At 68.5% G+C, this 26,176-nt stretch carries 26 protein-coding genes and 1 tRNA gene; 10 read left to right on the top strand and 17 right to left on the bottom strand.

Going from position 1 to position 26,176, the window contains the following annotated elements; translation table 11 throughout:
* The first annotated feature begins 156 nt into the window (after positions 1-156).
* A complete protein-coding gene (locus AB0O34_RS05560; protein ID WP_363912953.1) occupies positions 157-549 on the top strand; it encodes a hypothetical protein in 393 nt (130 codons plus the stop codon).
* A 1-nt stretch (position 550) separates the two neighbouring features.
* Complete coding sequence (locus tag AB0O34_RS05565; protein WP_363912955.1) at positions 551-3,031, top strand: DUF4132 domain-containing protein; 2,481 nt, start codon at positions 551-553, stop codon at positions 3,029-3,031.
* A gap of 216 nt (positions 3,032-3,247) precedes the next feature.
* Here the strand turns inward: AB0O34_RS05565 and AB0O34_RS05570 are convergent, their stop codons facing one another.
* The 4 genes from AB0O34_RS05570 to AB0O34_RS05585 all read right to left on the bottom strand — a co-directional run bounded on the left by AB0O34_RS05570 (position 3,248) and on the right by AB0O34_RS05585 (position 4,570).
* Complete coding sequence (locus tag AB0O34_RS05570; RefSeq protein WP_363912957.1) at positions 3,248-3,436, bottom strand: DUF397 domain-containing protein; 189 nt, start codon at positions 3,434-3,436, stop codon at positions 3,248-3,250.
* A gap of 78 nt (positions 3,437-3,514) precedes the next feature.
* Positions 3,515-3,760, bottom strand: coding sequence for a hypothetical protein (locus tag AB0O34_RS05575; RefSeq protein ID WP_363912959.1), 246 nt, complete (start codon positions 3,758-3,760; stop codon positions 3,515-3,517).
* Positions 3,757-4,047: a DUF6247 family protein gene (locus tag AB0O34_RS05580; protein WP_363912961.1), complete on the bottom strand. Its 291-nt coding sequence runs from the start codon at positions 4,045-4,047 to the stop codon at positions 3,757-3,759. Before AB0O34_RS05580 ends, AB0O34_RS05575 begins: the two co-directional genes overlap by 4 nt.
* 109 nt (positions 4,048-4,156) lie before the next feature.
* A complete protein-coding gene (locus AB0O34_RS05585; RefSeq protein ID WP_363912963.1) occupies positions 4,157-4,570 on the bottom strand; it encodes a DUF397 domain-containing protein in 414 nt (137 codons plus the stop codon).
* Here AB0O34_RS05585 and AB0O34_RS05590 point away from each other — a divergent pair.
* The 3 genes from AB0O34_RS05590 to AB0O34_RS05600 are packed head-to-tail and all read left to right on the top strand — an operon-like array spanning position 4,491 to position 8,761.
* Positions 4,491-7,337: an AAA family ATPase gene (locus AB0O34_RS05590; RefSeq protein ID WP_363912965.1), complete on the top strand. Its 2,847-nt coding sequence runs from the start codon at positions 4,491-4,493 to the stop codon at positions 7,335-7,337. The genes AB0O34_RS05585 and AB0O34_RS05590 overlap by 80 nt on opposite strands.
* Positions 7,338-7,358: 21 nt before the next feature.
* Positions 7,359-7,670, top strand: a complete 312-nt coding sequence (locus tag AB0O34_RS05595) for a hypothetical protein (protein WP_363912967.1) — start codon at positions 7,359-7,361, stop codon at positions 7,668-7,670.
* A complete protein-coding gene (locus AB0O34_RS05600) occupies positions 7,667-8,761 on the top strand; it encodes a nitroreductase/quinone reductase family protein (protein WP_363912969.1) in 1,095 nt (364 codons plus the stop codon). Before AB0O34_RS05595 ends, AB0O34_RS05600 begins: the two co-directional genes overlap by 4 nt.
* 330 nt (positions 8,762-9,091) lie before the next feature.
* Here the strand turns inward: AB0O34_RS05600 and AB0O34_RS05605 are convergent, their stop codons facing one another.
* The 3 genes from AB0O34_RS05605 to AB0O34_RS05615 form a co-directional block, all read right to left on the bottom strand.
* Positions 9,092-9,316, bottom strand: coding sequence for a DUF397 domain-containing protein (locus tag AB0O34_RS05605; RefSeq protein ID WP_363912971.1), 225 nt, complete (start codon positions 9,314-9,316; stop codon positions 9,092-9,094).
* Positions 9,317-9,390: 74 nt separating this feature from the next.
* Positions 9,391-9,603: a DUF397 domain-containing protein gene (locus AB0O34_RS05610; protein WP_363912973.1), complete on the bottom strand. Its 213-nt coding sequence runs from the start codon at positions 9,601-9,603 to the stop codon at positions 9,391-9,393.
* Positions 9,591-10,061: a DUF5753 domain-containing protein gene (locus AB0O34_RS05615; RefSeq protein WP_363912975.1), complete on the bottom strand. Its 471-nt coding sequence runs from the start codon at positions 10,059-10,061 to the stop codon at positions 9,591-9,593. The genes AB0O34_RS05610 and AB0O34_RS05615 overlap by 13 nt, the downstream gene beginning before the upstream one ends.
* A 236-nt stretch (positions 10,062-10,297) precedes the next feature.
* Here AB0O34_RS05615 and AB0O34_RS05620 point away from each other — a divergent pair, with 236 nt between their 5' ends.
* Positions 10,298-10,927 (top strand): ATP-binding protein, encoded by a 630-nt coding sequence (locus AB0O34_RS05620; RefSeq protein ID WP_363912977.1) that lies wholly within the window; start codon positions 10,298-10,300, stop codon positions 10,925-10,927.
* A 26-nt stretch (positions 10,928-10,953) separates the two neighbouring features.
* On the opposite strand, the gene AB0O34_RS05625 is transcribed toward AB0O34_RS05620, so the two are convergent.
* The 10 genes from AB0O34_RS05625 to AB0O34_RS05670 form a co-directional block, all read right to left on the bottom strand.
* Positions 10,954-11,412 carry a GNAT family protein gene (locus AB0O34_RS05625; RefSeq protein WP_363912979.1) on the bottom strand — a complete coding sequence of 153 codons (459 nt, stop codon included), beginning with the start codon at positions 11,410-11,412 and terminating at the stop codon, positions 10,954-10,956.
* A gap of 73 nt (positions 11,413-11,485) precedes the next feature.
* The gene (gene cysN / locus AB0O34_RS05630; RefSeq protein ID WP_363912981.1) at positions 11,486-12,748 is read right to left on the bottom strand and encodes a sulfate adenylyltransferase subunit CysN; all 1,263 of its coding nucleotides are present in this window, start codon (positions 12,746-12,748) and stop codon (positions 11,486-11,488) included.
* A 73-nt stretch (positions 12,749-12,821) separates the two neighbouring features.
* The gene (cysD, locus tag AB0O34_RS05635) at positions 12,822-13,736 is read right to left on the bottom strand and encodes a sulfate adenylyltransferase subunit CysD (RefSeq protein ID WP_363912983.1); all 915 of its coding nucleotides are present in this window, start codon (positions 13,734-13,736) and stop codon (positions 12,822-12,824) included.
* 25 nt (positions 13,737-13,761) lie between these two features.
* Entirely contained in the window at positions 13,762-14,586 is an 825-nt protein-coding gene (locus tag AB0O34_RS05640; RefSeq protein ID WP_363912985.1) for a 3'(2'),5'-bisphosphate nucleotidase CysQ, read from the bottom strand.
* 41 nt (positions 14,587-14,627) lie between these two features.
* A complete protein-coding gene (locus AB0O34_RS05645) occupies positions 14,628-15,980 on the bottom strand; it encodes a sugar transferase (RefSeq protein ID WP_363913030.1) in 1,353 nt (450 codons plus the stop codon).
* A 217-nt stretch (positions 15,981-16,197) separates the two neighbouring features.
* Positions 16,198-16,794 (bottom strand): aminoacyl-tRNA hydrolase, encoded by a 597-nt coding sequence (pth, locus tag AB0O34_RS05650; RefSeq protein WP_363912987.1) that lies wholly within the window; start codon positions 16,792-16,794, stop codon positions 16,198-16,200.
* A gap of 111 nt (positions 16,795-16,905) precedes the next feature.
* Positions 16,906-17,496, bottom strand: a complete 591-nt coding sequence (locus tag AB0O34_RS05655) for a 50S ribosomal protein L25/general stress protein Ctc (protein ID WP_363912989.1) — start codon at positions 17,494-17,496, stop codon at positions 16,906-16,908.
* A 183-nt stretch (positions 17,497-17,679) separates the two neighbouring features.
* Positions 17,680-18,657: a ribose-phosphate diphosphokinase gene (locus AB0O34_RS05660; protein ID WP_363912991.1), complete on the bottom strand. Its 978-nt coding sequence runs from the start codon at positions 18,655-18,657 to the stop codon at positions 17,680-17,682.
* 76 nt (positions 18,658-18,733) lie between these two features.
* On the bottom strand, positions 18,734-20,254 hold the full coding sequence (gene glmU, locus AB0O34_RS05665; protein ID WP_363912993.1) for a bifunctional UDP-N-acetylglucosamine diphosphorylase/glucosamine-1-phosphate N-acetyltransferase GlmU: 1,521 nt from the start codon (positions 20,252-20,254) through the stop codon (positions 18,734-18,736).
* A 197-nt stretch (positions 20,255-20,451) separates the two neighbouring features.
* A tRNA-Gln gene (locus tag AB0O34_RS05670) sits at positions 20,452-20,524 on the bottom strand.
* Between the two features lie 393 nt (positions 20,525-20,917).
* Between AB0O34_RS05670 and AB0O34_RS05675 the strand changes: the two genes are divergently transcribed.
* The 4 genes from AB0O34_RS05675 (at position 20,918) to AB0O34_RS05690 (ending at position 26,166) form a co-directional block, all read left to right on the top strand.
* Positions 20,918-21,859: an acyl-CoA desaturase gene (locus AB0O34_RS05675; RefSeq protein ID WP_363912995.1), complete on the top strand. Its 942-nt coding sequence runs from the start codon at positions 20,918-20,920 to the stop codon at positions 21,857-21,859.
* A 139-nt stretch (positions 21,860-21,998) separates the two neighbouring features.
* Entirely contained in the window at positions 21,999-23,129 is a 1,131-nt protein-coding gene (locus AB0O34_RS05680; RefSeq protein WP_363912997.1) for a TetR family transcriptional regulator, read from the top strand.
* A 57-nt stretch (positions 23,130-23,186) separates the two neighbouring features.
* Entirely contained in the window at positions 23,187-25,280 is a 2,094-nt protein-coding gene (locus tag AB0O34_RS05685) for an RNA degradosome polyphosphate kinase (protein WP_363912999.1), read from the top strand.
* Positions 25,273-26,166 (top strand): NUDIX hydrolase, encoded by an 894-nt coding sequence (locus AB0O34_RS05690; RefSeq protein ID WP_363913001.1) that lies wholly within the window; start codon positions 25,273-25,275, stop codon positions 26,164-26,166. The genes AB0O34_RS05685 and AB0O34_RS05690 overlap by 8 nt, the downstream gene beginning before the upstream one ends.
* Positions 26,167-26,176 lie beyond the last annotated feature (10 nt).

Here is a 26,176-nt window from a genome sequence, read left to right on the forward strand (position 1 = left end):
GCGGCTCGTGCTCCAGGTCGCGGCCGAGGTCGCGAAGCATCGAAAGGTCGTCCATCGCTACTCCCGCCAGGCTCACGATCGAAGGATGCCGTTCTGTCGGAGCAGGTTGATACTCATTGGCCCATCACGATGATCCTTCACCAATGGAGACATGGGATGGCCACGGTCACCTTCCGGGATGAGACTGCCACGGGCAGGCCTTTAGAGGAGTTCGCGCTCCCCGATCTTCCAGACAGCATCTCGGCACGCGAGCTGGTACGACTCCGCGTGCGCGAGGAGGTCGCCCGGTACAACGCCGCGCCCACCGCCACGTACAACGGCCTGGTCCGCCCGGTGGACGCCGAGGTGGAGCTGAACGGCTACCGTATGGGCGCCGGACGCTGGATCGACTGGGAGCGGCAGGCCGACATCGCCGATCAGGCGTTCCAGCGCAACGGGTTCCTGCTGCTCATCGGGGACCGCCAGATCGTCGACCTCTCCGAGGAGATCGATCTGATCACCGATTCCGTCGTGTCGTTCATCAAGCTCGTCCCGTTGGTCGGAGGCTGACATGGGCGTCATCAGCGACTTCCCGTCTGCTCACGACCATTGGGTCCGCGATCTCGATGAATCGGTCCTGGGCGCTTTCGGCCGCTTCGACGGCGCCTTCGAGGCGGGGCATGCCTCCCTCCACGACCTGGTCGATGTCTCGGATGATCACGACCGGCGGGTGTTCGGCCGCTGGACACAGCTGCGGCTCGCCAAGGGCCTCGATGGTGGTGGCGACTACGAGGAGCGCGTCCTGCGCGCAGTGCGGTTCGTCGCGGAGAGCGATATTCCGTGGACCGTCCAGGATGTCGGCTTCCTCTGGGGAGCCGCCAACGCGCTGATGACCTGGCGGCACACGAACTACCCGGAGCTGTACCGCATCCCGCTGGCCGCCGTCCGATGCCTGAGCTATTCCGAGCGCCGCCGGACTCTCGAATGGACGCCGGGCTGGTTCCGCCGGTACCACAAGCCGGTCTGGGAGGCGCTGCACGACCAGCTCGACGACATCCTGACCGAACCGGCCGAGAACGGCCCGGCCGGGGCGGTGCGTAACGTGCTGTGGGACTGCGACGACTTCGCCTGTCTCCTGGCCGAGAAGTACGGCCCGAGGCTGGCAGATCCGGCCGTGCTGCCTCTGCTGCGCCACTGGAACACCGCACGGTCCGCAAGGCCCAGCGTCAGGTGGCTCAAGACGGCGAAGACGCTGCTGACGGCCGAGGCGGCCGGTCTTGTCCGCGAGCTTCTCGGCCTCGTCGCCGCGCGCCGGGAGAAGACGATCGAGCGCCGGGCCGACAACGGTTACGAGTGGCGGGAGACCGTCTTCCTGCACGAACGCACGGCCATACCCGTGCGCGGCATGGTCTGGACGTGCGAGCTGATCGACGAGCCGTGGGTCACCTCACTCCTGGGAGACATCGCCGTCACGACCGGAACGGGAATCGGCGGTTCGGGGGCCAACTCCCGGAGCGAGATGCTGGCCAATGCCGCCGTGGGCACCGTGGCGCGCAGGGGCGGGCTCGACACCGTGGCGCAGCTCGCCCGCGTCCAGGCCAAGGTCCGCAAGAAGTCGGTGCTCACGAACGTGAACCGCACGCTGGACGTGGTGGCGGAACAGGCGAAGCTGTCTCCGGAGCAGTTGCTCGACCGCACGGTGCCGGCCTTCGGGCTCGGTCCGGAGGGAGTGCGCGAGGAGAAGATCGGTGACTGTCTCGTACGGCTCTGCGTGGACGGTCCCGCCCTCCAGTTCGTCAACGCTGCGGGCAAGGCGGTCAAGTCGGCGCCGCAGTCGATCCGCAAGGAGCCGGCGCTGGCGGAGCTGAAGACCACGCTCAAGGAGCTGAAGCAGGCGCTTCCGGCCGAGCGGTTCCGGTTGGAGCGGGCCCTGATCACGGGGCGGATGTGGCGCTGGCGCCAGGTCGAGGAGTTCTTCCTCGACCACCCCGTCACGGGCCCGTACGCGCGCACCCTGATCTGGCAGATCCTGCAGGGCCCGGCGGGCATCCCGGTCAAGATGGGCAATGGGTGGGAGCTCACCGATCCCCTGGGCCGCCGCATCCAACTCCGGCCGGACACCCCGGTACTACTGTGGCACCCGATCCGGGAGACCGCCGAGGACGTGCGCGCCTGGCGTGACCACCTGCTGGACGCCGGGGTGCGCCAGCCGTTCAAGCAGGCCTTCCGCGAGGTCTACCTGCTCACCCCCGCCGAGGAGCGGACCGCGACCTACTCCAACCGGTTCGCCGGCCATGTGCTGCGCTACGGCCAGGCCAAGGCGCTGCTGTCCCAGCGCGGCTGGACCGGCCTGTCCATCGGCCACTGGGACTACGAGTGCAACGGAGACCAGGGCGAGGCGCTCAAGGAGCTGTCCGGGTGGCGGGCGCGCTGGGGGATGCGCGTGACCTCCGGCGCCGAGGCCGACCAGTGGGGCACGGCGTCGTTCTGCCTCAGCGAGGAGCTCCACTTCTACCACCGGCCAGAGGATGCGCGCGGCCACAACGAGCGGGCGGGCTACCTCCTCCCCCGCGACGGCATACCGCTGACCGAGGTTCCGCCTCTGGTGCTGTCCGAGGTGCTGCGCGACGCCGACCTCGCCGTGGGGGTCACCTCGGCCGGGCTCGACCAGCAGGCGATCGGCGGGCACGAGGAGTACTGGCACTCCTACGGCTTCGGCGAGCTCACCGAGACCGCCCGCACCCGCAGGGACGCGCTCGCGCGCCTGTTGCCACGGCTGAAGATCGCCGACCGGGCCGAGCTGACCGACCGGTTCCTGCGCGTACGCGGAGACCTGCGCACGTACAAGATCCACCTGGGTTCCGGGAACATCCTGATGGAGCCCAACGACGCCTACCTCTGCATCGTCCCCGGCGCCGACCGCGCGGCGAAGACGGTGTTCCTGCCCTTCGAAGAGGACGGCGGCATGCTGTCCGTCATCCTCTCCAAGGCCTTCCTCCTGGCCAACGACACCACCATCACCGACCCCACCATCACCCGCCAGCTCTCCTGATGGGGTCAGTGATGGACAAGTCCCAAAAGCCTGAGACTTGGATGTCGCGTGTTCGGTTGTGATCAGGCCCGGCGGGGAACTACTCTCAGTGAGACTTAGGCAGGGGAGTCGCCCGTACGGGCCGCTCCCCATCGCCTTTTTTGGGCCTTCCGCAGGAGGATTCTCGCCGATCCGGCCTCCTGAGTCGCCCCCTTCTCAAGGATCACATGTCCATGGTCAGGCGGTTAAGTCCGTTTTCAGGTGGTCGAGGAAGGTAGTCCACTCCACAGGGGTAAAGACGAGGGCGGGGCCGTTGCGGTCCTTGCTGTCGCGTACGGCCCGGCGGCCACCACGCAAGTGGGCAACCTCGACCCGGTTCCTGCGCGTACGCGGTGACTTGCGCACGTACAAGATCCATACCACCATCCGCCAACTCACCGCCTGACGCCGCCGGTCGCTTCAAGGCCGAGCCCTTACGGACGGAAGGCACCCACCCGGCGGATGTCAGCCGGCCCAGGTCACGTTGAAGATCCGGATCAGCTCGACCTTCTCGTCGATCTGGAAGAACAACACGCCGAAGTCACCGAAGAGCGTCTGCCGGAACTCCGGCTCATCTGGGTAGAGCACCTGAGCGTCCCATGGCGCGTCGACCAGATCCGCAACGCGCTTGACCAAAGCGTCGAACGCTTCACCAGGGAGACCTTTGAGCTGCACCAGAGCCGACACGTGGAACTCCACGCGATAGCTCACAGGCGTTCGCTCCAGCCGGGGATGACGTTCTCCGCTGGGACGAACTCCTCTGAGCGCCGCTCGCGGGCGGCCTGAGCCGCACTCTCGAAGTCCGGGTTGGAGAAGGCCGCCGCCCGCAGACGCCACACATGCAAGAGGTCACGGAGCTGATGGAACCGCCAGACCTCATGGGCGGCGTCCAAGGCTCTGTGATATTCACTGAGGAACTGCTCATGCCACATCTCGGGCAGGATGCGCAAGATCTCCGCCGGGTCGTCCCTGGCATCATGCAGCGGCTCAGCGGTCATGGGCTCAGCCTAACCCGCACGGGAGTACCGCCGCCCCCGTACGAGCCAGAGTGGAAACGCGGTCAGAGCGGTGTGCCGACATCAGGAGAAATGATCGACCTTCAGGTGGTCAAGGAAGGCGCCCCACTCCGCGGTCCTTGCTATCAGGCACGGCGCGGCGCCCGCTGGACAGCAGGGCAATCTCGACACAGTTGCTTCCGTCTCCCCCAGAGAAGCTCGACTTAGAGCCGATTCGCGAGCTGATGCCCGAACTGTCGTAGCGTGATCGGGTGGATCTGCAGGTCCCCCGCTCCGCCTCGCCTCGATTACCAAAGAGCTGAAGCCGCCGAGCGGACTCAGCCCGAATAGTTCGTCGGCGAGAGTAGCCGTAGCATTCGGGCCGCTCAGCGAGGATGCTAAGAATTTGCACACGACGCTGTTTGCCGGTAGATGCGGCCCCGCAGTTGGCGGTCGCCGTTGTCTTCGAGGTGGTGTTTGACGTATCCGAAGAGAACGTCGCTGATGCGATGAGCGTTGGGATCATCGGGCGGGAGGCCGAGTTGGGGATCGTCACGCGTTTCCTCGACTCGTTGTCCACCGGCCCGGCGGGGCTGGTGCTCCAAGGGGAGCCCGGCATCGGCAAGACGACGCTGTGGGTCGGCGCGGTTGGGCAGGCGCGGCGGCGTGGCTTTCGCATCCTGGCGTGCCGCCCTGCGGCGGTGGAGACGCAGCTGTCGTACGCGTCGCTGGCCGACCTGCTTGGGGATCTGCCCGCCGCCGTACTGGGAAGCTTGCCGGATCCACAACGCCGGGCGATCGATGTCGTCCTGCTGCGGTCCGACCCCGAGGCCGCCTCCCCGGATCGCCGCGCCACCGGCGCCGCGCTGCTGTCCATCGTGGAGCGGCTCGCCGACGACGGACCGGTTCTGCTGGCGATCGACGACCTGCAATGGATGGACACCTCCAGTGTCCAGGCGATCGGGTTCGCGGTGCGCCGCCTGCGCTCACCGGTCGGCGTGTTGGCGGCGCTACGGATCGGGGAGCACGACGATCCGGGTCCGCTCGTCCGGCTACCGGATCCCGACCGCATGCGGCATCTGCGGGTGGGGCCGTTGAGCCTTGGTGCGCTACACGGGGTGATCCGGGCACGGCTCGGGCAGTCGCTGCCCCGGCCGGCGATGGTTCGCGTCCAGCAGGTGTCGGGCGGCAACCCGTTCTACGCGCTCGAACTCGCCCGGACGGTGGGGGACGGCCGCGCGTCCGGTCCGGTGTGGCCGCTGTCGACCGACCTGGCCCATCTCGTCCGCGACCGTGTCGGGCGGATACCGGCCGGCGTCCAGCAGGCGCTGCTCGCGGTCGCGGCGCTCGCCGATCCGACGGTTGAGGCTGTCCAACTCGCGGTGCGTATCGATTCCGGCGAGGTCGATCGGCTGCTCGAAAACGCCGAGCGGGCCGGCCTGATCCGCCTCGACGGCCATCGCGTCCAATTCACCCATGCGTTGCTCGCCGCCGGCGTCTACGCGGCCGCGTCGCCGGGCGACCGACGCGCGATGCACCGCCGGCTCGCGGCCGGCCCGGTCGACCTTGAGGAGCGGGCCCGCCACTTGGCGCTCGGAGCGGTTCGGGCCGACCAGGAGACCGCGGCGGCGCTCGACGAGGCCGCCGACCGGGCTCGGCGACGGGGTGCGCCGGCCGCCGCCGCCGAACTGCTCGACCTGGCCGTCGAGCTCGGAGCGGACGCCCCCGAACGCCGGATCCGGTCGGCCCAGCACCACTTCGACGCGGGCGACCCTGTGCGGGCCCGCACCATGCTGGAGGAGGTGGTCGCGGCTCTGGCACCGGGTCGGTTGCGGGCCGAGGCGCTGCGGCTGCTCGCCACGTTACGGCTGCACGATGACGACTACCGCGAGGCGGCGAGCTACCTGCAGCGAGCGCTCGACGAGACCGGTACGGACCGGTGGCTACGCGTCCGGATCCTGATCGAGCTGCTCTACGTCCTGGTCAACCTCGGTCGCATTCCAGACGCTAACCAGCTGACCGGCAGCACGGTGGCCGACGCCGAAGGGCTGGGCGATCCCGGCCTGCTGGCCAATGCGCTCGCCGGAGCGGTGATGATCCGCTTTCTGAGCGGTGGCGGGCTCGACGAGCCGACCCTGAGGCGCGCCCTCGAACTGGAGAACCGCGACGTACCCGCCCCGATCATGTTGCGTCCGAGCTTGATCAGCAGCCTGCTGCTCGGCTGGACGGGCCGGCTCGACCAGGCCCGGGACCAGTTGGTCGCGCTGCGCCGGAGCTGCCTGGACCGCGGCGAGGAAAGCGACCTGATGTTCGGCGCCTTCCACCACGTGATCGTCGAGTGCTGGCGGGGAAACCTGGCCGAGGCGCACCTGATCGCTGAGGACACGCTGGAACGGGCGTGGCAACTGGGCACCGGCCTGCCGTTCGCGGTCGCACTGTCGACCCACGCCACCGTCGCCGCCTACGCCGGCCGAACCGACGAGGCTCGCCGGGCGGCCCGCGAGGCGCTGGTGATCTTTGAGCGGGGCAGCTGTCTCGCGGTCACCGTGTGGCCGACGATCACCCTGGGCTTCCTGGAGGTGTCGCTCGGGAACTACGAGGCGGCGGCCGCGACGCTGGGCCCGCTGGTGGGCGCCGCGACGGCTATGGGGTACGGGGAACCGACGGCCGCCCCGTTCGCGCCCGACGCCGCTGAGGCCCTCATCGCCGTGGGACGGCTGGACGAGGCGGCGGCGCTGGTGGAGCAACTGGAACGCAACGGCCGCCGGCTTGACCGCGCCTGGGCGCTGGCGCTCGGGGCCCGCTGCCGGAGCCTGCTGCTGGCCGCACGAGGAGACCTCGATGCGGCGTCCGATGCGGCCGAGCGGAGCCTGGCCGAGCACGAGCGGCTGCCGATGCCGTTCGAGCGGGCCCGTACCCAGCTGGTCCTGGGCCGAATCCAACGACGGCGCCGGCTCAAGCGGGCGGCCGCTACGGCGTTGCAGGACGCGGTACGCGTCTTCGATGAGCTCGGTACCCCGCTGTGGGCCGCGCGCGCCCGGGCCGACCTCGAACGCGTCGGCGCCGGCCACTCCGGCGGCACTGAGCTCACCCCGTCAGAACGGCGGGTCGCCGAGTTGGCCGCGACCGGCATGACCAATCGCGATGTCGCCGCAGCCCTGTTCATCAGCGCGAAGACCGTCGAGGCCAACCTTGCCCGCGTCTACCGCAAGCTGAGCATCCGCTCGCGCGCCGAACTCGGTCACCGGATGGCCGCCGCGCCCCATAGGGAAACACCTGATTCTTCGCGTTAATCGTCGATCTAGCGTGAACCCATGCGCCGACCGCCAACGCCCGACCTGTCCCACTACCTCGTCGAGTGGTACCGCTCGGACGTAACCGGTGAGCTACTGGAACAGGCGGCACACACGATCGGCCGCTCGATCGACGAGATGACGGCCGAAGGCACCGTGATCGACCTCCTGCTGACGGTGTTCGTACCCGGGGACGAGGTCGGCTTCTGCCTTTTCGCGGCCGGGTCACCGGCGTCGGTCGAGCAGGCGTGCCGGCGGGCAGGGCTCACCTTCGACCGCATCATGCCGTGTCTCACCCCCGCAGGCGACCGCACACGAACGAGGACGCCATGACCAACGCCGTACCTGACACCCACGACATGGTGGTCATCCACCGGATCTTCCGCCGAGAGTTCCGGCTCCTCGCCGACCTGGTACGGCGTGCACCGGCCGGCGACACCCCGCGGGCCGCGAACATCGCCGAACACCTCGAGTTCACCCTCACGGCCCTGCACTACCATCACAGCACCGAGGACGAGTACCTGTGGCCAAGGCTCCTGGAGCGCGCGCAACCACAGGCCGAGCTCGTGCACCGGATGCAGGGCCAGCACGAGGTCGTCGCCGGGTCCAGTGAGCACGCGCGGCGCCTGCTCCAACAGTGGCGTAGCGACCCGACCGCGGCGCTAGGGCGTGAACTGGCCGCGACGCTCACCCGGCTGTCCGACGCGCTCGCCGAGCACCTGGACGAGGAGGAGGCACACATCCTCCCGCTGGTACGCGACCATCTCACCGTCGCGGAGTGGGAGGAAGTCGGGCGGCAGTCCTTCGACAAGTTCCCGCGCAGCGCGATGCCGATCATGGTCGGCCAGATGCTGGAGGTCGCGACGGCGACCGACCGCGACCTGTTCTTCGGCAAACTGCCGCCGCCCGCCCGCGTGATGTGGCGGCTGGTGGGCCAACGGCGCTACGCCCGCTACATCCGGCGGGTCCGCGGCGTACCGCCCGGCGCTATGCACCCGGCGCTGAAGAGTGCCATGCGGACGAGCACGGCGGCCGCCGTGTGGCTCTACCGTCGAACAAACGGCCGCGTCGGCGGTACCGCGAAAGGTCTCCCGCTCCTGCTGCTGACCGTGCCCGGCCGCAAGACGGGCACGCCCCGTACCGTTGCGGTCGCGTGCTTCCGGCACGATGGCGGCTATGTGGTCATCGGGTCCGCCGGTGGCATGAAGAACAACCCGCAGTGGATTGGGAACCTCAGGGCGGCCGGATGGGCGCGGATCCAACTCGGCGGCGAGGAGCACGACGTCGACGCCCGGGTGACCGAGGGGACCGAGCGGGACGACCTGTGGGCCGGCGTGGTACTCGCCCGCGCACCGTTCTTCAGCAGATACCAAGAGAAGTCCGGCCGGGTCATCCCGATCGCGGTGCTGCACCCGCGGCCCTGACACCCAGAGCACCGACCGCGGTACGTTCGCGGCTGCGCGAGAAGCGGTGAGGCTGCTGGGAATTCCGTGGCCCACAACCCCGAGGCGAGGCCCGGATCAGGGGCGCGCAGCAGGCACTTGCCGAGAAAAGCTTGCCCCGGGTCGCATGCGCAGCAGTGGCGATACCCGGGGCGTACGTGAGCCAGCATAACTTCCTCCCGGTCGCGACAGGAGGTGTGCGATGGATCGCAGGCGGGCGTCGTGGACGGTAGCCCGCTCCAACGGATCTGAAGTGGAGAGACCCTCCGGGGTAACCCGAAGGGCCGCTTATGTATCTATGCGATCCGTCGGTCAGACGGGACGGTCGGTCTTCACATGGGTGAGGAAAGTGGTCCACTCCTCGGGGGTGACGACGAGGGCCGGACCGTTGCGGTCCTTGCTGTCACGTACGGCCCGGCGTCCGCCGTGCAGGTGGGCGACCTCGACGCAGTTGCTTCCATCGCTTCCCGAATGAGCCGACTTGCGCCACCGGGCCTCGGCGAGTTCCTGGGTCACGTTGTCCATCTCCGTCCGCATCGTCTCCGTGACGGGAAGCCCTCCGGGAATGTGTGTTCGGAGGACTTCGGTGAAGCGGTTAGGGGATGCCGGGGTCAGGCGGAGTGGTCGGCCTTGAGGTGGGCCAGGAAGGTGGCCCACTCCACTGAGCTGAAGACAAGCGCGGGACGACCGCGATCCTTGCTGTCACGCACACCCCGCCACCCACCGGACAGGCGGGCGATCTCGACACAGTTGCTTCCGTCGTCGCCGGAAAAAGTCGACTTGCGCCACTCGGCGCCTCGAAGTTCCTCAGTCACGTCGTCCATCTCCGCATCGTCTTCTTGATCATGCTAAGTGATTCAGAACGTGGTAGGGCGTCCACTCGGATCACGTCGTACCTGAGTGCTAGACCTTTCACTTCATCCGACCGCTCGCTCACTCGGTCTTCCGTGCTCTGAGACTCAATGTAGGCCGCAGGAGGCGCTCCCTTGGGCATGTCCGCGACGACGAAACCACCCATCAACCCAACCACGCTACATGCGCTGTACGGAAGCACCTGAAGGGATATACGAGGGTTTTCGCCGATATGCAGAAGGTGCTCGAACTGGCCCTTCATCACCTCCGACCCAGCGATGGGACGGTGGAGGACGCTCTCGTCCAGGATGTGGATCGCATCACAGAGTTTCCGCTGTGAGAAACCTGCGGAAAGTCGGAATTTACGTAGTTCTGTCCCGAACTGAATACGCGGGGATATGGACGGATCCGACTCCAGGGTAACGGTCACCTCCGGGCTCCTCTCGTGCCGCCTGATACCACGTCACGGCCATCATGCTGGGCATTCACAAAGCCGGTCGAGAGGGTTCACGCGATTGTGAACACATTGCGAACACGAATAAACCTTTCACTCCCCCGATTGTTTGCGACCGTATGAGGGCCGCGCTCAACGTCACGGCGGCGCCTCGGTCAACGGGCCGGGGCGAAACAGGAATTCAACCGGAACCGACCGGGAAAGGCATACCAATGGCGCCGGATACGCTCAGAGAGCTCTGCCTGCCCAGCAACCCCGAATCCGCGTCGCGCGCCCGTGCCGAGGTCCGCGACTGGCTCGGGACGGAGCATCCGGCGTACGAGTCCGTACGGCTGGCCGTCTCCGAGCTGGTGACCAACGCCCTCAGGCACGCCCGGCACCAGGTCGCAGGGGCCCACGGGCGCGCGGTGTCCAAGCCACTCGTCCTGCGGTTGTCGGCGTACGACGACCGTCTACGCGTCGAGGTCCGGGACACGGGCTTGGCAACCGAAAGCCCACGCGTTCAAAGCGAATCGGCAGCCGAGCGCGTGCGTACGGCCCTCACCGCCGAACCCACAGAACGCACAGCCAAGGCCCCGCTCGCCTCTACCGAACGCGCGGCCGGAAGCGCTCGCGTCCGTACGGAGCCGGGGTTTCTGCTTGCGGAGGGTGGGCGAGGGCTTGCCATTGTCGACATGCTCTCGGGTGGGCGGTGGGACTTCTGTTCCAACCCCGAGGGGTCGGGATGGACCGTTTGGTGCGAGATCCCAGCCAGCCCGCCGCTCAACGGTGAGCCCCTGCTCGACGCGTCCGCTATGCCGTGCCTGGACGGGCCGCTTTCTGAAACGTCCGGAAATCGCTGACTTCGCGACCCGCCGTACGGCCAGACCTAGCTCTCGGTCAGAACGAGCATGATGTGCTCGTCCTCTCCGTGTTCGATCGTGCCGGTGCGCTGGAAACCGCATTTCTCCAGCAGCCGCACCGAGCCGGTGTTACCGACGTAGGGATCGGCGTAGAGCGGGCGGGTCTTCTCCTCCTTTAGGAAGAGCATCATCGCCGTGCTGCCGATGCCCCGGCCCCAGAACGCGCGGCCGTACCAGTAGCCGGTGAAGCGCCGCTCCTGCTCCCACCAGGACGCGATGTTGCCGGCGAGCTCGCCGTTGACGATGACCGCCCGCACCAGTCCCGTGGGATTGCCGAGGATCCTCGTGGTCCAGTGGGTCATGAAGGCTTCTCGCTCCCGGGGAGGGAACTTGGACCGCCGCACGGCCTCCGGGTCGTGCTCCTGCTCCAGGAACACTTCCAGGTCGGCTTCGTCGACGGCCCTCAGCCGCACATCGTCAGTCATGCCGAGCGAGTCTGCCACCCGCCACCGACAGTCCTCAGCGGGCTTAGACGACCATGCCCGGCACCGGCGGTTCTCAGCGGGCGTCGACGATCATGCCGGCGCCGACGGTGCCGTTCGTGGTCTCGTCGATCAGGATGAAACCGCCGGTGAGGCGGTTCCTTGAGTAGTCGTCGACGAACAGGGGCTGGGTGACCCGCAGCGACACCCGGCCGATCTCGTTCAGCCCGAGGGATGTGGCCGCCTCGTCCCGGTGCAGGGTGTTCACGTCGAGCCGGTAGTGCAGATCGCGCACCAGCGCGCGAGCCGTACGCGTGGTGTGCTTGATGACCAGCTTGGAACGCGGGCCCAGCTTGAGGCCGTCCGTCATCCAGCAGACCATCGCCTGGAGGTCCTGGGCGACCTGCGGCCTGTTGTTGGGGCGGCAGATCATGTCGCCGCGCGAGATGTCGATGTCGTCCTCCAGGCGGAGGGTGACGGACATCGGCGCGAAGGCCTCCTCGACGGGCCCGTCGAAGGTGTCGATCGCGGCCACGCGCGTCGACAGGCCGGACGGCAGGTGCATCACCTCGTCACCGGGTTTGATCACGCCCCCCGCGACCTGGCCGGCGTACCCACGGTAGTCGTGGAAGGCCGGGTCGGTGGCCCGCTGGGGACGGATGACGTACTGCACGGGGAAGCGCACGTCGACGAGGTTGCGGTCGGAGGCGATGTGGAGGTTCTCCAGGTGGTGCAGCAGCGACGTGCCCTGGTACCACGGCATGTTCTCCGAGCGGGACACCACGTTGTCGCCGTGCAGCGCCGAGATCGGGATGAAGGTCAGGTCGGAGACGTTCAGCTTGGCCGCGAACGCCGTGAACTCCTCGCGGATCTCCTCGAAGCGATCCTTGGAGTAGTCCACCAGGTCCATCTTGTTGACCGCGAGCACCAGGTGAGGCACCCGCAGCAGCGTGGTGAGGAAGGCGTGGCGGCGGGACTGCTCGACCACGCCCTTGCGCGCGTCGATCAGCACGACCGCGAGATCGGCCGTGGAGGCGCCGGTGACCATGTTCCGGGTGTACTGGATGTGGCCCGGGGTGTCGGCGATGATGAACTTCCGCTTCGGCGTGGCGAAGTAGCGGTAGGCCACGTCGATCGTGATGCCCTGCTCGCGCTCGGCCCGCAGGCCGTCGGTGAGCAGCGACAGGTCGGTGTACTCGGTGCCGCGGTCACGGCTGGTGCGCTCGACGGCCTCCAACTGGTCCTCGAAGATCGCCTTGGAGTCGAAGAGCAGGCGTCCGATGAGGGTCGACTTGCCGTCGTCGACCGAACCCGCCGTGGCGAAACGCAGGATGTCCATCAGTACTGCTCTCCATCGGTTGTACGGCCGGCGCGGCGGGGGAACGGACCCGGGACGGAAACAAGAAGGGGCATCAGAAGTAGCCCTCCTTCTTGCGGTCCTCCATGGCGGCCTCGGAGGCGCGGTCGTCGGCCCGCGTCGCGCCCCGCTCGGTGATGCGGGTGGCGGCGATCTCGGCGATGATCTCGTCCACCGTGGCGGCGTCGGACTGCACCGCGCCGGTGCACGTCATGTCGCCCACGGTGCGGTAGCGCACGACGGTCTCGAAGGTCGGCTCATCCTCGTCGCGGTTGACGACGTCGGCGTCGGCGAGCAGCATGCCGTCGCGCTCGAACACCTTGCGGGTGTGCGCGAAGTAGATCGACGGGATCTCGATGTCCTCACGCCGGATGTAGTCCCAGATGTCCAGCTCGGTCCAGTTGGACAGGGGGAAGACGCGGATGTGCTCGCCCTTGCGGATGCGCGCGTTGTAGAGGTTCCACAGCTCGGGACGCTGGTTCTTCGGGTCCCACTGGCCGAAGTCGTCGCGGAAGGAGAACACGCGCTCCTTGGCGCGGGCCTTCTCCTCGTCGCGCCGCGCGCCGCCGAAGACGGCGTCGAACTCGTGCTCCTCGATCGCGTCGAGCAGGGTGGTGGTCTGGAGGCGGTTGCGGCTCGCGCGGCGGCCGGTCTCCTCGACCACCCGGCCCGCGTCGATCGACGCCTGGACGGACGCGACGACGAGGCGGGCGTTCAGCTCGCCGGCACGCCGGTCACGGAACTCGATGACCTCGGAGAAGTTGTGCCCGGTGTCCACATGCATCAGCGGGAAGGGGATCGGCGCCGGCCAGAACGCCTTCTCGGCGATCCGCAGCATGACGATCGAGTCCTTGCCGCCGGAGAAGAGAAGACAGGGGCGCTCGAACTCGGCCGCGACCTCACGCATGATGTGAATGGCCTCGGCTTCGAGTACGTCAAGCTGCGACGTCGTGTAGTCGCTCTGAAGCATCTGCTCTTCCTCCGGGAGTCTTGCCCTAACGGTGCACGTCGCGGATGCCGGCGAGCAACGTTGGCGCCAGATCCGGTAGGGAGACCAGGATATCCGGCAACGAGGGGTTGCCCTGGTTGTAGATCAGCGGGGAGCCGTCGATCCTGCTCGCGTGGGCTCCCGCCGCCTGGGCCACGGCCACGGGCGCGGCCGAGTCCCATTCGTACTGGCCTCCGGCGTGCACGTACGCCTCCACCTGCCCGGTGAGCACCGCCGCGATCTTCGCGCCCGCCGAGCCGATCGGCACGAGGTCGGCGCCGACGAGGTAGGCCAGCTTCCTGACGAACTCCGGCGGCCGGGTGCGGCTGACCGCGATGCGAACCCTGCCCTCACGGCCGCCGGACGGCGGCGCGGGCAGTGCGGGCGGCTGGACGGTGGAGAGCGTCACCCCCTGGGCGGGCAGCGCCACGGCCCCCGCGACGAGGTCTCCCCGCGCGGACGCGGCGGTATCGCCACCGGACCCGGATGAACGGGGTGCGCGCTGCCACAGGGCCACGTGGACGGCCCAGTCGGCGCGCCCCTTGTCGCCGAACTCCCGCGTGCCGTCGAGCGGATCGATGATCCACACGCGGTCGGCGGACTGGCGGCGCGGGTCGAGCCGCTCCTCGCGGGTGCCCTCCTCGGAGAGCACGCAGTCGCTCGGCCGCAGGCGCGACAGCGACTCGGCCAGATAGGCGTGGGCCTCACGGTCACCCGCCTCGCGCAGCGCCACAGGATCGTCGAACCCCTGGCGGGAGCGCAGCGCGAGCAGCCTCTCACCCGCCTCGGCCGCGAGATCCCTGGCCAGCGCGTGGTCGTCGCGTATCGTCACGTTGCCCTTCCTGATGCCGAACCCGAGTTCCCGCGGCCGGGTCAGTAAGCACCCGAGCCGCGTGCCACGGCGGACCAGGTCTTCCACAGGATCTGAAGATCCAGCATGAGAGACCAGTTCTCGACATAACGCAGGTCCAACCGTACCGATTCCTCCCAGGAAAGATCGGATCTGCCGTTCACCTGCCACAGACCCGTCATGCCCGGCCTGACGACCAGCCGCCGCCTGACGTCGTCACCGTACCCGGCCACCTCGTCGGGAAGGGGGGGCCGGGGCCCGACCAGCGACATGTGGCCGAGCAGGACGTTGAGGAGCTGCGGCAGCTCGTCCAGCGAGTGGCGCCGCAGCCAGCCGCCCAGCGGGGTGATGCGGGGGTCGCCTCTGATCTTGAACAGCAGGCCGTCCCGGTCGCTGACGAGGTGGATCTTGTGGCGCTCGGCGTCGCGGCTCATCGTGCGCAGCTTCAGGATGGTGAACTCCACCCCGTCTCTGCCGACCCGGGTCTGCCGGAACAGCGCCGGCCCGGGGCTCGTGGCCCGTACGGCCAGCGCCAGCACGGTGAGGACGGGCGCGAGGACGGCGATCGCCACAGCCGCGACCACGCGGTCGAAAAGGTTCTTGAGCAACTGGCGGACCCCGGACAGCTCGGGATGCTCCACGTGCAGGAGCGGCAGCCCCGCCACCGGCCTGATCGTCGTGCGCGGCCCGGCGACCTCCATGAGCGCCGGGGCCACCACGAGGTCGGTGCGGGTCTTCTCCAGCCGCCAGGCGAGGCGGCGCAGGGCGGTGCCGTCGAGCTCCGGACAGGCGAGCACGGCCACGGTGTCGGCCGCGGCCTGGCAGACCACCAGGGGGATGTCGGAGAAGTCGCCCAGCGCGGGGACGCCCTGCACGTCCTCCATGACGTCCTCGCGGGGCAGGCACGCTCCCACGATCTCCATGCCGTGGTACGGCTCGCGCCGGAACAGCCGGACCAGATCGCCGACGGACGCCCGGTGGCCCACCGCCACCACCCGCCGCATGCACTGCCCCCTGGCCCGCATCACGTGAAGCCTCCAGCGCAGCCCGTACCGGCAGGAGAGGGTGAGGACCGTCATCAGCGGGAGCGCCAGCACGACGTACCCTCGGGCGAGATCGGTCTTGGTCACATACGCCGTGATCGCCACTCCGGCGATGAGGAAGAACCCGCACTGGGTGATGCGCCGGAACTCCTCGGACCCGACCCCGATGAGCCGCGCCTCGTACGCCCGGTTGAGCCCCACCATGGCGACCCACAGCACCGGCAGGACCAGGCTGAGCAGGAGGTACGGGGCGACATACGGGGTGACCTCACCGAAGCGCACGACCAGGGCGGCTCCCCCGGCGAGCAGACCGCACCCGAGATCGGCGGCCATGGCCTGCAGGCGGTAGCGCCGGGCCCACCCTGGCAGGGACGGCCGTCCGGGTAAGGCGGTGGAGGCGGGAGCCGCAGGCGCCCTCTGGACGGTGACCGCCGACCGCTCGCCGTCCACCAGGCACCCTCCCGTAACCGATCGGACACTGTCCGTGAGGGATGCTAGCGCCACCATGAGAGAATCTTGGGGAAATCGAGAAACTCCGCGAAGCGCGGGCCTAGCGCGGCGGCTTCACCGGCTTCAGGTCGGAGGGGTGGAAGGTGTTCTGCGTGGCCTCAAGACCCGAGACGATCAGCGACTCGGCGACGTCGGCGGCGCGGTCGACCAGCAGCGGCAGCTCCTTGCGCTCGGCCGTGGCGAAGTCGCGCAGCACGAAGTCGGCCGCGTCCATGCGGCCGGGCGGGCGGCCGACGCCGAAGCGCACCCGCAGGTAGTCCTTGGTGGCCAGCGACTTGCTGATCGACCGCAGGCCGTTGTGCCCGTTGTCGCCCCCGCCGAGCTTGGCGCGCAGCGCCCCGTACGGGATGTCCAGCTCGTCGTGGACCACGATGACGTTCGCCGGGGCGACCTTGTAGAAGTCGGCCAGCGCCTTGACGGGCCCGCCGGAGAGGTTCATGTACGACCGGGGCTTGGCCAGCACGGCGGGAGCGCCCACGAGGCGCCCTTCGAGGACCTCGGCGTGGGCCTTGTGCGCCTTGAACCGGCCGCCCACCCGGGCCGCGAGCTCGTCCAGCACCATGAACCCGGCGTTGTGCCGGTTACCGGCGTACTCCGGCCCGGGGTTGCCGAGCCCGACGATCAACCAGCGGTCCACGACAGACCTCTCCGTTCCACATTCAGCGCCTTCGAATGTCCTTCAGACCGAACAGGGCAGCCCGGTGACCGGTGACCGGCCTCCTGGCTGCCCTGCCGACGATACGGGAAACTACTCGGCCGACCCGGTGGACTCGGCCTCCGCGGCCTCCTCGGTCTCGGCGGAGGTCGGGACGTTGATGACCTGCAGGACGACGGTCTCCGGCTCGGCGATGAGGGAGGTGCCCTTCGGCAGCTTCAGGTCGCCGGCGGTCACGACGTCGCCGATCTGCAGGCCCTCGATGTCGACCTCGACACCCGTCGGGATGTGCGTGGCCTCCGACTCGACGGAGACGGAGACGAGCTGCTGGTCGAGCAGGCCGCCCGGCGCGATGTCACCGGTCAGGGTGACGGGGATGTCGACGGTGACCTTCTCGCCGCTCTTCACGAGGAGCAGGTCGACGTGCTCGTAGAACCCCTTGATCGGGTCCCTCTGGACGCCCTTGGGCAGCGCCAGCTCGTTGACGCCCTCACCCTGGAGGCGGATCAGCACGTTGGGCGTGCGAAGGGCGAGCAGCAGCTCGTGACCCGGAAGGGTCAGGTGCTTGGGCTCGATGCCGTGGCCGTACAGGACGGCGGGAACCTTGCTCTCGCGGCGGATCTTGCGCGCGGCGCCCTTGCCGAACTCGGTGCGGGGCTCGGCGGCGATTTTTACCTCGGACACGGCGTATCTCCTAGGGAGGCTCAGGAATGGAAGGCGCTCACCCTCACCCGCCCTAGCGGAAGGCGTTACGAGCGCGAACAACCCTCAAAGACTACCCGCCCGAAGAGAGCCCCTTGTACTGAAAGCCGTACGGCCCCTGACCGGGCGGTCACGGGCCGTACGGGCGAGATGTTCGGCTCCCGGTCAGCTGTCGCCCTCGAAGAGGCTGGTCACGGAGCCGTCGTTGAAGACCTCGCTGATGGCGCGGGCGATCAGCGGGGCGATCGACAGCACGGTCAGCTTGTCGAACCGCTTCTCCTCGGGAATGGGCAGCGTGTTGGTCACGACCACCTCGGAGATGCGGGAGTTCTTCAGGCGGTCGACGGCCGGGTCGGAGAAGATCGCGTGGGTGGCCGCCACGATGATGTTCGTGGCTCCCTGCTCGTACAGGGCGTCGGCCGCCTTGCAGATCGAGCCGCCGGTGTCGATCATGTCGTCGATCAGCACACAGGTGCGGCCCCTGACCTGGCCGACCACCTCGTGCACCTTGACCTGGTTCGCCACGTCGAGGTCGCGGCGCTTGTGGATGAACGCGACCGCGGTGCCGAGCTGGTCGGCCCAGCGCTCGGCCAGGCGCACACGGCCGGTGTCGGGCGACACGATCGTGGTGGTCGCCGGGTCGAGCTTGCAGCTGAGATAGCGGTGGAGCACCGGCAGGGCGAACAGGTGGTCCACAGGCCCGTCGAAGAAGCCCTGGATCTGCGGGGTGTGCAGGTCGACCGACATCAGCCGGTCGGCGCCCGCGGTCTTGAACAGGTCGGCCATCAGCCGCGCCGTGATCGGCTCGCGGCCACGGCCCTTCTTGTCCTGGCGGGAGTAGCCGAAGAACGGCAGGACCACGGTGATCCGCTTGGCCGACGCCCGCTTCAGGGCGTCCACCATGATCAGCTGTTCCATGATCCACTTGTTGATCGGCTCGGTGTGGCTCTGCATGACGAACGCGTCGCTGCCCCGTACGGATTCGAGGTAGCGGGCGTAGATCTCACCGTTGGCGAAGTCGTGCAACTTGGTAGGGGTGATGTCCATGCCGAGGTGCTGCGCCACCTCCTCCGCGAGCTCGGGATACGCCCGGCCGGAGATGAACATCAGGTGCTTCTCGCCGGTCGTCTTCTTGCCGCTCATGCTCCCCTCCTCGCCTGGCGGTTCGCCTGGCACGCCCGCGAGTCACCGTGCCTCTCGGTTCGCTCGCCACGCTGGTTCATTCGGTGCTCCCCCGCTGTTCTTCCCCGGCCCGCGCGGCCTGATCGGCCCGCTTGCCCTGTTGAGCCATGCCGGCCTGTGCCGCCTGATCGACCGGGACCGTCGCGCGCCGCGCGGCCTCCGCCGAAGCGGTGCCCGCGCGCCTGCGCGCGACCCACCCTTCGATGTTGCGCTGGTGCGCCCGGCCCACCGCCATCGCCCCCGGGGGAACGTCGTTGGTGATGACCGAGCCGGCGGCCGTGTAGGCCCCGTCGCCGATCGTGATCGGGGCGACCAGCATGTTGTCGCTGCCGACCCTGACGTGGTCGCCCACGGTCGTGTGATGCTTCTCGACGCCGTCGTAGTTGACGAAGATGCTCGCGGCGCCGATGTTGGTGCCCTCGCCGATGGTCGCGTCGCCCACATAAGTGAGGTGCGGCACCTTGGAACCCTCGCCGACGCGGGCGTTCTTCATCTCGACATAGGTGCCGGCCTTGGCCTTGCGGCCGAGCACGGTGCCGGGCCTGAGGTAGGCGAACGGGCCCACCGAGGCCCCGTCGCCGATCTCGGCCCCCTCGCAGACGGAGTTGCGCACCACGGCCCCCGCGCCCACCACCGTGTCGGTGAGGGTCGTCGCGGGCCCGACCACGGCCTCCGAGGCGATGGCGGTACGTCCGTGCAGCTGGGTGCCCGGCTGGATCACCGCGTCGGGCGCGATGGTCACCTCGACGTCGGCCCAGGTCGTCGCGGGGTCGACGATCGTGACCCCGGCGCGCATGTGGGTTTCGAGGATGCGGGTGTTGAGGACGGTGCGGGCGAAGGCGAGCTGGACGCGGTCGTTGACGCCCTCGACCTCGACGTGGTCGCCGGCGACGTACGCGCCGACCCGGTGGCCGTCCTCCCGCAGGATCGACAGCACGTCGGTGAGGTACTCCTCACCCTGGGAGTTGGCGGTGGACACCCGCTTCACCGCGTCGGCCAGCAGCAGCCCGTCGAAGGCGTAGACGCCGGAGTTCATCTCCTTGATCACCCGCTGTTCTGGCGAGGCGTCCTTCTCTTCGACGATCGCCAGCACGGCACCCGTGGTGTCGCGGATGATGCGGCCGTACCCCGTGGGGTCGGGCACCTCGGCGGTGAGCACGGTCACGGCGTTGCCCTCGGCCCCATGGGTGGCGAGCAGCTCGGCCAAGGTCTCGGTGCGCAGCAGCGGCGTGTCGCCGTAGGTCACGAGGATCGTGCCGTTGATCGTGCCGACCGACTCAAGGACGGTGCGGACGGCGTGGCCCGTGCCGTTCTGCTCGGTCTGGACGACCGCGTGGGCATCGGGGCCGGTTGCGGCGAGGTAGGCCTGGACCTGTTCGCGCGCGTGGCCGATCACGACGATCAGCCGCTCGGGCGCGAGGCCTCTCGCGGCGGTGAGCATGTGGTCGACAAGGGCGCGACCGCACAGCTCGTGGAGGACTTTGGGTTTGCTGGACTTCATCCGGGTTCCCTCGCCGGCTGCGAGGACGATGACGGCTGCCGGGCGCGGCACACTCACGGACTGAGGCTCCCTCGGCGTCGCGGCTGAGACATGACGGTGCGGGATATGACGCACGGCCACTACCCAGGCACCGCACGGCCATCCGCCCGACACCGTGAGAATACCTGCCGCCTCCCCGGACCGATCCAGCCCCCTCGGCGAAGAGGCCTGAACTCTCTCGGGCGCGGGCGGCGCGCGCCATGTGCGGACAGAAGTTCCGGCGCCTGGACTCGAACCAGGACAACCCTGCTCCAAAGGCAGGTGGGCTGCCAATTACCCCACGCCGGATCGATTCGAGGAACTTCCCAAACCGCGGTGACAAGGATACCCACCAGAGCCTCTTGCCGCTCAACGCATTTCCCGCCATCCCACAGGGCGAGACCCCCACGCGGCCAGGCGTCCTCACCACAGAGCCCGCCGGACGCCTGGTCAGCGTACGTGCGCGGCCCTGCCGGGAACGCATCCTTGGGACATCTCGGCCAGCCTTTTGGCCTGCCGCGCGCGTTCCTCTAACAGATACGGGCATGAATGCGCAAGGCATGGAACCGCCACCGGATGACGCTCGAAGCGTCATCTTCTCCACATTTCAAGCTTAGGGATTCCTAACTTACGATGGCGTAGGTTACGGTTACGTAGCTACAGATCGTCAGTACTTTCGTCGAGAATCACGTGAGGTAGCCCATGACCGTCGTCGTAGACCGTTCGACGCCGCCGCCCCCCCGGCCCGATCTCGAGCCCGACCCCAAGAGCAACTTCGAACGTGTCCTCCTGGTCATCTTCGTCACGCTCCCGTTCCTCGCACTGATCGCCGCCGTGCCCATGGCCTGGGGACACTTCCTCAGCTGGAGCGACGTCGCGATCACCGCGTTCTTCTACGTCTTCACCGGGCTCGGCGTCACCGTCGGTCTTCACCGCTACTTCACGCACGGGTCCTTCAAAGCCAACCGCCCGCTCAAGATCGTGCTCGCCATCGCCGGCAGCATGTCGCTGGAGATGGGCGTCATCGACTGGGTCGCCACCCACCGGCGCCACCACAAGTACTCCGACAAGGAGGGCGACCCGCACTCCCCGTGGCGCTTCGGCAACGACTGGAAGGCGCTGACCAAGGGCCTGCTGTTCGCCCACATCGGCTGGATGTTCTCCTCCGAGCGCACGAACCAGGAGCGTTTCGCCAAGGACCTGATGAACGACAAGGACGTCGCCCGCATCCACAAGGCCTTCCCGCAGCTGGTGTTCGCGTCCCTGGTGCTGCCCGCGGTGATCGGCGGCCTGGTGACCTGGTCGTTCACCGGCGCGCTGACCGCGTTCTTCTGGGCCAGCCTGGTGCGCATCGCCCTGCTGCACCACGTCACCTGGTCGATCAACTCGGTGTGCCACGTGTTCGGCGACGAGGCCTTCGAGGTCCGCGACAAGTCCCGCAACGTGTGGTGGCTGGCCATCCCGTCCTTCGGCGAGTCGTGGCACAACCTGCACCACTGCGACCCGACCTCGGCCCGTCACGGCGCGCTCAAGGGACAGCTCGACCCGAGCGCCCGCGTGATCCGGTGGTTCGAGCAGGCCGGCTGGGCGACCGACGTCAGGTGGCCGACCCCTGAGCGTCTGGCGGCGAAGCGGCTTGGGTGACTCCGCCCCAATGTCGGGCCGCCGGCTGGCGGCCCGAACCCCCATATCGGCCGTGCTTGACCCTTCAAATCTCGATATAGCTGGGCAAACTGGGACGTTGGCGGTTGCCGTGTCCACCGCGCCAGCCATTATTAGACCCATGACCGAACCGCGATCGCGCGTACGCATGACCGGTAAGGAGCGCAGGGAACAACTGATCCGCGTCAGCCGCACCCTGTTCGCCGAGAAGGGGTTCGACGGCACCTCCATCGAGGAGATCGCGGCCAGCGCGAAGGTCTCCAAGCCGGTCGTCTACGAGCACTTCGGCGGCAAGGAGGGCATCTACGCCGTCGTCGTCGACAGGGAGATGCAGCGGCTGCTCAGCCTGGTGGGCCTCGCGCTCAACGCCGGCCATCCGAGGATCCGCCTCGAACGCGCCGCCCTGGCCCTGCTGCAGTACGTCGAGGAGTCCAGCGAGGGCTTCCGCATCCTGGTGCGCGACTCCCACGCGGCCTCCGGCACCGGCACGTTCGCGAGCCTCATCAGCGACATCGCCAGCCAGGTCGAGGACGTGCTCGCCGACCAGTTCGCCGACCGTGGGTACGCGCCCACGCTCGCCCCGATGTACGCGCAGATGCTCGTCGGCATGGTGGCCCTCACCGGCCAGTGGTGGCTGGACGCCCGCAAGCCCGACCGGGAGGAAGTGGCCGCTCACCTGGTCAACCTCGCCTGGAACGGTCTCACGGGGCTGGAGCCGCATCCCGGCCTCACCGCCGCCTCCACGCGGGGCGGCCGCATCGAGGCTCCCCCCGTCATCGAGCTCCGGACCCTGACCAGGCCCACCGAGAAGGAGCTCAAGGACCTGGAGAAGGCTCACGAGAAGGAGCTGAAGGAGCAGGAGAAGGCCCGGGAGAAGGAGCTCAAGGAGCAGGAGAAGATCCGCGCGCGCGAGCAGCGCGAGCAGGAGAAGCTGCTTCGCGAGCAGGAGAAGCTCAGGGCACGCGAGCAGCGCGAGCGCGAGCGGCTGCTGGCTGAGGGGCGCCGCGACCAGGAGAAACTCCGCGCACAGGAGCTCAAGCTGCTGGAGCAGCAGGCCAAGCAGGCCGAGCGGGAGACCGCGCGCAGGGCCCGGCTCGCCGCAGAGAGCGCCGAGCGGGTGGAGCTGGTCGAGCGCGTCGAGCTGGTTGAACGCGTCCCGCTGGTGGAACGTGCCGAGCTGGTGGCGGGGCCGGAGCAGGCGCAGGGCGGGGAACGGTGGCAGGGCGACGACTCGGCAAGCCCGAGTAAGTAAAACCGTCGTTGCTAAAAAGTTAACTTGCCGTTCAATTAAGTAGGGCATTTTGGACATATGTCCGCCGAGATCGTGCCGCCGACCCCTGAAGGACACGACGACCTACCTGTTTCCCAGGAGCGCTTCCTCAATCGTGAGGAGAGCTGGCTCCACTTCAACGAACGGGTCCTGGAGCTTGCCGAAGATCCTGCTGTGCCACTGCTGGAACGGGTGCGCTTCCTCGCCATCTTCGCCAGCAACCTCGACGAGTTCTTCCGGGTACGCGTCGCGGGACTGAAACGCCGCATGGCGACTGGCCTGCTGCTTCGCACCAAAAGCGGGCTCAAGCCACGCGAGGAGCTGGCCAGGATCGCCGCCATCGCCGACGACCTCGCGCAGCGCCACGCGGCCGCCTACCACAAGCAGGTCTGTCCCCAGCTCGCGAGCGTGGGGATCGAGGTGGTGCGCTGGGACGACCTCGACAGGGACGAGCGCACGGCGATGCGCAAGCTGTTCCGCGAGCGGGTCAGGCCGGTGCTGACCCCGCTGGCCGTGGACCCCGCCCACCCGTTCCCCTACATTTCGGGCCTGTCACTCAACCTCGCTGTCACGGTGCGCAACCCCAGCACGGGGCACACCGTGTTCGCCCGCGTCAAGGTCCCCTCACAGCTCCCCCGTTTCGTCTCCGCCTCCAGGGAGCGATTCGTCCCGATGGAGGATGTGATCGCCGCCCACCTCGGCCAGCTCTTCAAGGGCATGGAGGTGGTCGAGCACCACGTCTTCCGGGTGACCCGCAACGAGGACCTCGACGTGGACGAGGACGTCACCGAGAACCTCATGCAGGCGCTGGAGAAGGAACTGCTGATGAGGCGGTTCGGGCCGCCCGTCCGGCTGGAGGTGGAGGACACGATCAGCCGGGCGGTCCTGGACCTCCTGGTCGACGAGCTGGACGTGTCCGACCACGAGATCTACCGGCTGCCGGGCCCGCTCGACCTGACGGGGTTACACGCGATCGCCGACCTCGACCGGGGCGAGCTGAACTTCACGCCCTTCGTCCCGGCGGAGGCCGTCCACGCCGAGGACGACATCTTCTCGGTCCTGCGTGAGCGCGACATCCTGGTCCACCACCCGTACGACTCGTTCTCGACGAGCGTGCAGCGGTTCATCGAGCAGGCGGCGGCCGACCCGAACGTACTGGCCATCAAGCAGACGCTCTACCGCACCAGCGGCGACTCCCCCATCGTGGACGCGCTGATCGACGCCGCCGAGGCCGGCAAGCAGGTCGTGGTCGTGGTCGAGATCAAGGCGAGGTTCGACGAGCACGCCAACATCACCTGGGCGCGCAAGCTGGAGCGCGCGGGCTGCCACGTCGTCTACGGCGTGCTGGGCCTGAAGACCCACGCCAAGCTGGCGCTGGTCGTACGGCAGGAGCCCTCCGGCGAGCTGCGCCAGTACTGCCACATCGGCACGGGCAACTACAACCCGAAGACAGCCCGGCAGTACGAGGACTTCGGCCTGCTCACGGCCGACCCGCTGGTGGGCGAGGACCTCACCGACCTGTTCATCCACCTGACCGGCTACTCCCACCACTCGGCCTACCGGCGGCTGCTGGTCGCCCCGCACTCCATGCGCGGCGGGCTGATGACCAGGATCGAGCGGGAGATCGCCCACCACGTGGCCGGCCGCCCCGCCCGGATCCGGATCAAGACCAACTCGCTGGTGGACGAGCCGCTGATCGACGCCCTGTACGCGGCGTCGAGGGCCGGCGTGCCCGTGGACCTCGTCGTACGAGGCGTGTGCACGCTCCGGCCGGGCGTTTCAGGTTTGTCGGAGAACATCCGGGTCAGGAGCATTCTGGGACGATTTCTCGAACACTCCCGGATCTACGAGTTCGGCGGCGGCCGGCGCCCGGAGATCTGGATCGGGAGCGCCGACCTGATGCGCCGTAACATCGAACGCCGGGTGGAGTCACTGGTGAAGGTCAGCAGCGCGCAGCATCGCACGTACCTCTCAGAGCTCCTCGACCTGTCCATGGCCGACACCACCAGCAGCTGGTGGCTCAACGGCGACGGCACGTGGGTGCGCCACCACCTCGGCGAGAACGGCGAGCCCCTGATCGACCTCCAGGCCCATCTGGTCGGAACCCGGCGGTGGAGGTCCATCGATGACTGAATGCCATGTGCACCCGACCGACATCGTCCGCGCCGGTGGAGCGGTGGTGTGGCGGGGCGACAGCCGCGACCCCGAGGTCGCCGTGGTCCACCGGCCGAAGTACGACGACTGGTCCTTCCCGAAGGGCAAGCTGAAGCCCGGCGAGCACGTGATCGCGGGCGCCCTGCGCGAGGTGGCCGAGGAGACCGGGCTCAGCGTCGCGCTCGGACGTCACCTGCCCCCCGTCCACTACATGAAGGGCGGGCGGCTCAAGCGGGTCGACTACTGGGTGGCGCGGGCCATCGAGGAGGTGGCCCAGGAGCCTTCCGACGAGGTGGACGCGATGGTCTGGCTGCCCGTCCAGGAGGCGCGCGCCCGGCTGACGTACGAGTGGGACGCCGGGCTGTTGCGGGCGTTCGGCGCGGCGCCCCTGGAGACGACGCCCTTCGTCGTGGCCAGGCACGGCTACGCCGGCACACGGCAGGACTGGAGCGGCGACGACGACCTGCGCCCCCTGGACGAGGCGGGCGAGGCGCAGGCCAGGACCATCGCCGACCTGCTGTACGGGTACCGGCCGACGTCGCTGGTCAGCTCGCCGAGCAGGCGGTGCGTCCAGACGCTCCTGCCGTACGCCGCCAGGGAGGTCCTCAAGATCCGCACGGAGCGGCTGCTGACCGAGACCGAGTACGACACCTCGCTGTCGCTGTCGCTGGTGCTGTCCATCCTGGACGAGGGCAGGCCGACGGCGGTGTGCGGCCACGGCAAGGTGCTGCCCGAGCTGATCACCGGCATCTGCGAGCACCGCTTCGACGGCCACGCTGAGGACACCCACCTCCGCAAGGGCGCGATCGCGGTGCTGCACCACACCGGCGGGCACATCGTGGCCGTGGAGCGCTACCTCACCTAGCCGGCCAGGA

It is taken from the genome of Sphaerisporangium sp. NPDC088356 (assembly GCF_040685555.1).
Taxonomy (GTDB): domain Bacteria; phylum Actinomycetota; class Actinomycetes; order Streptosporangiales; family Streptosporangiaceae; genus Sphaerisporangium.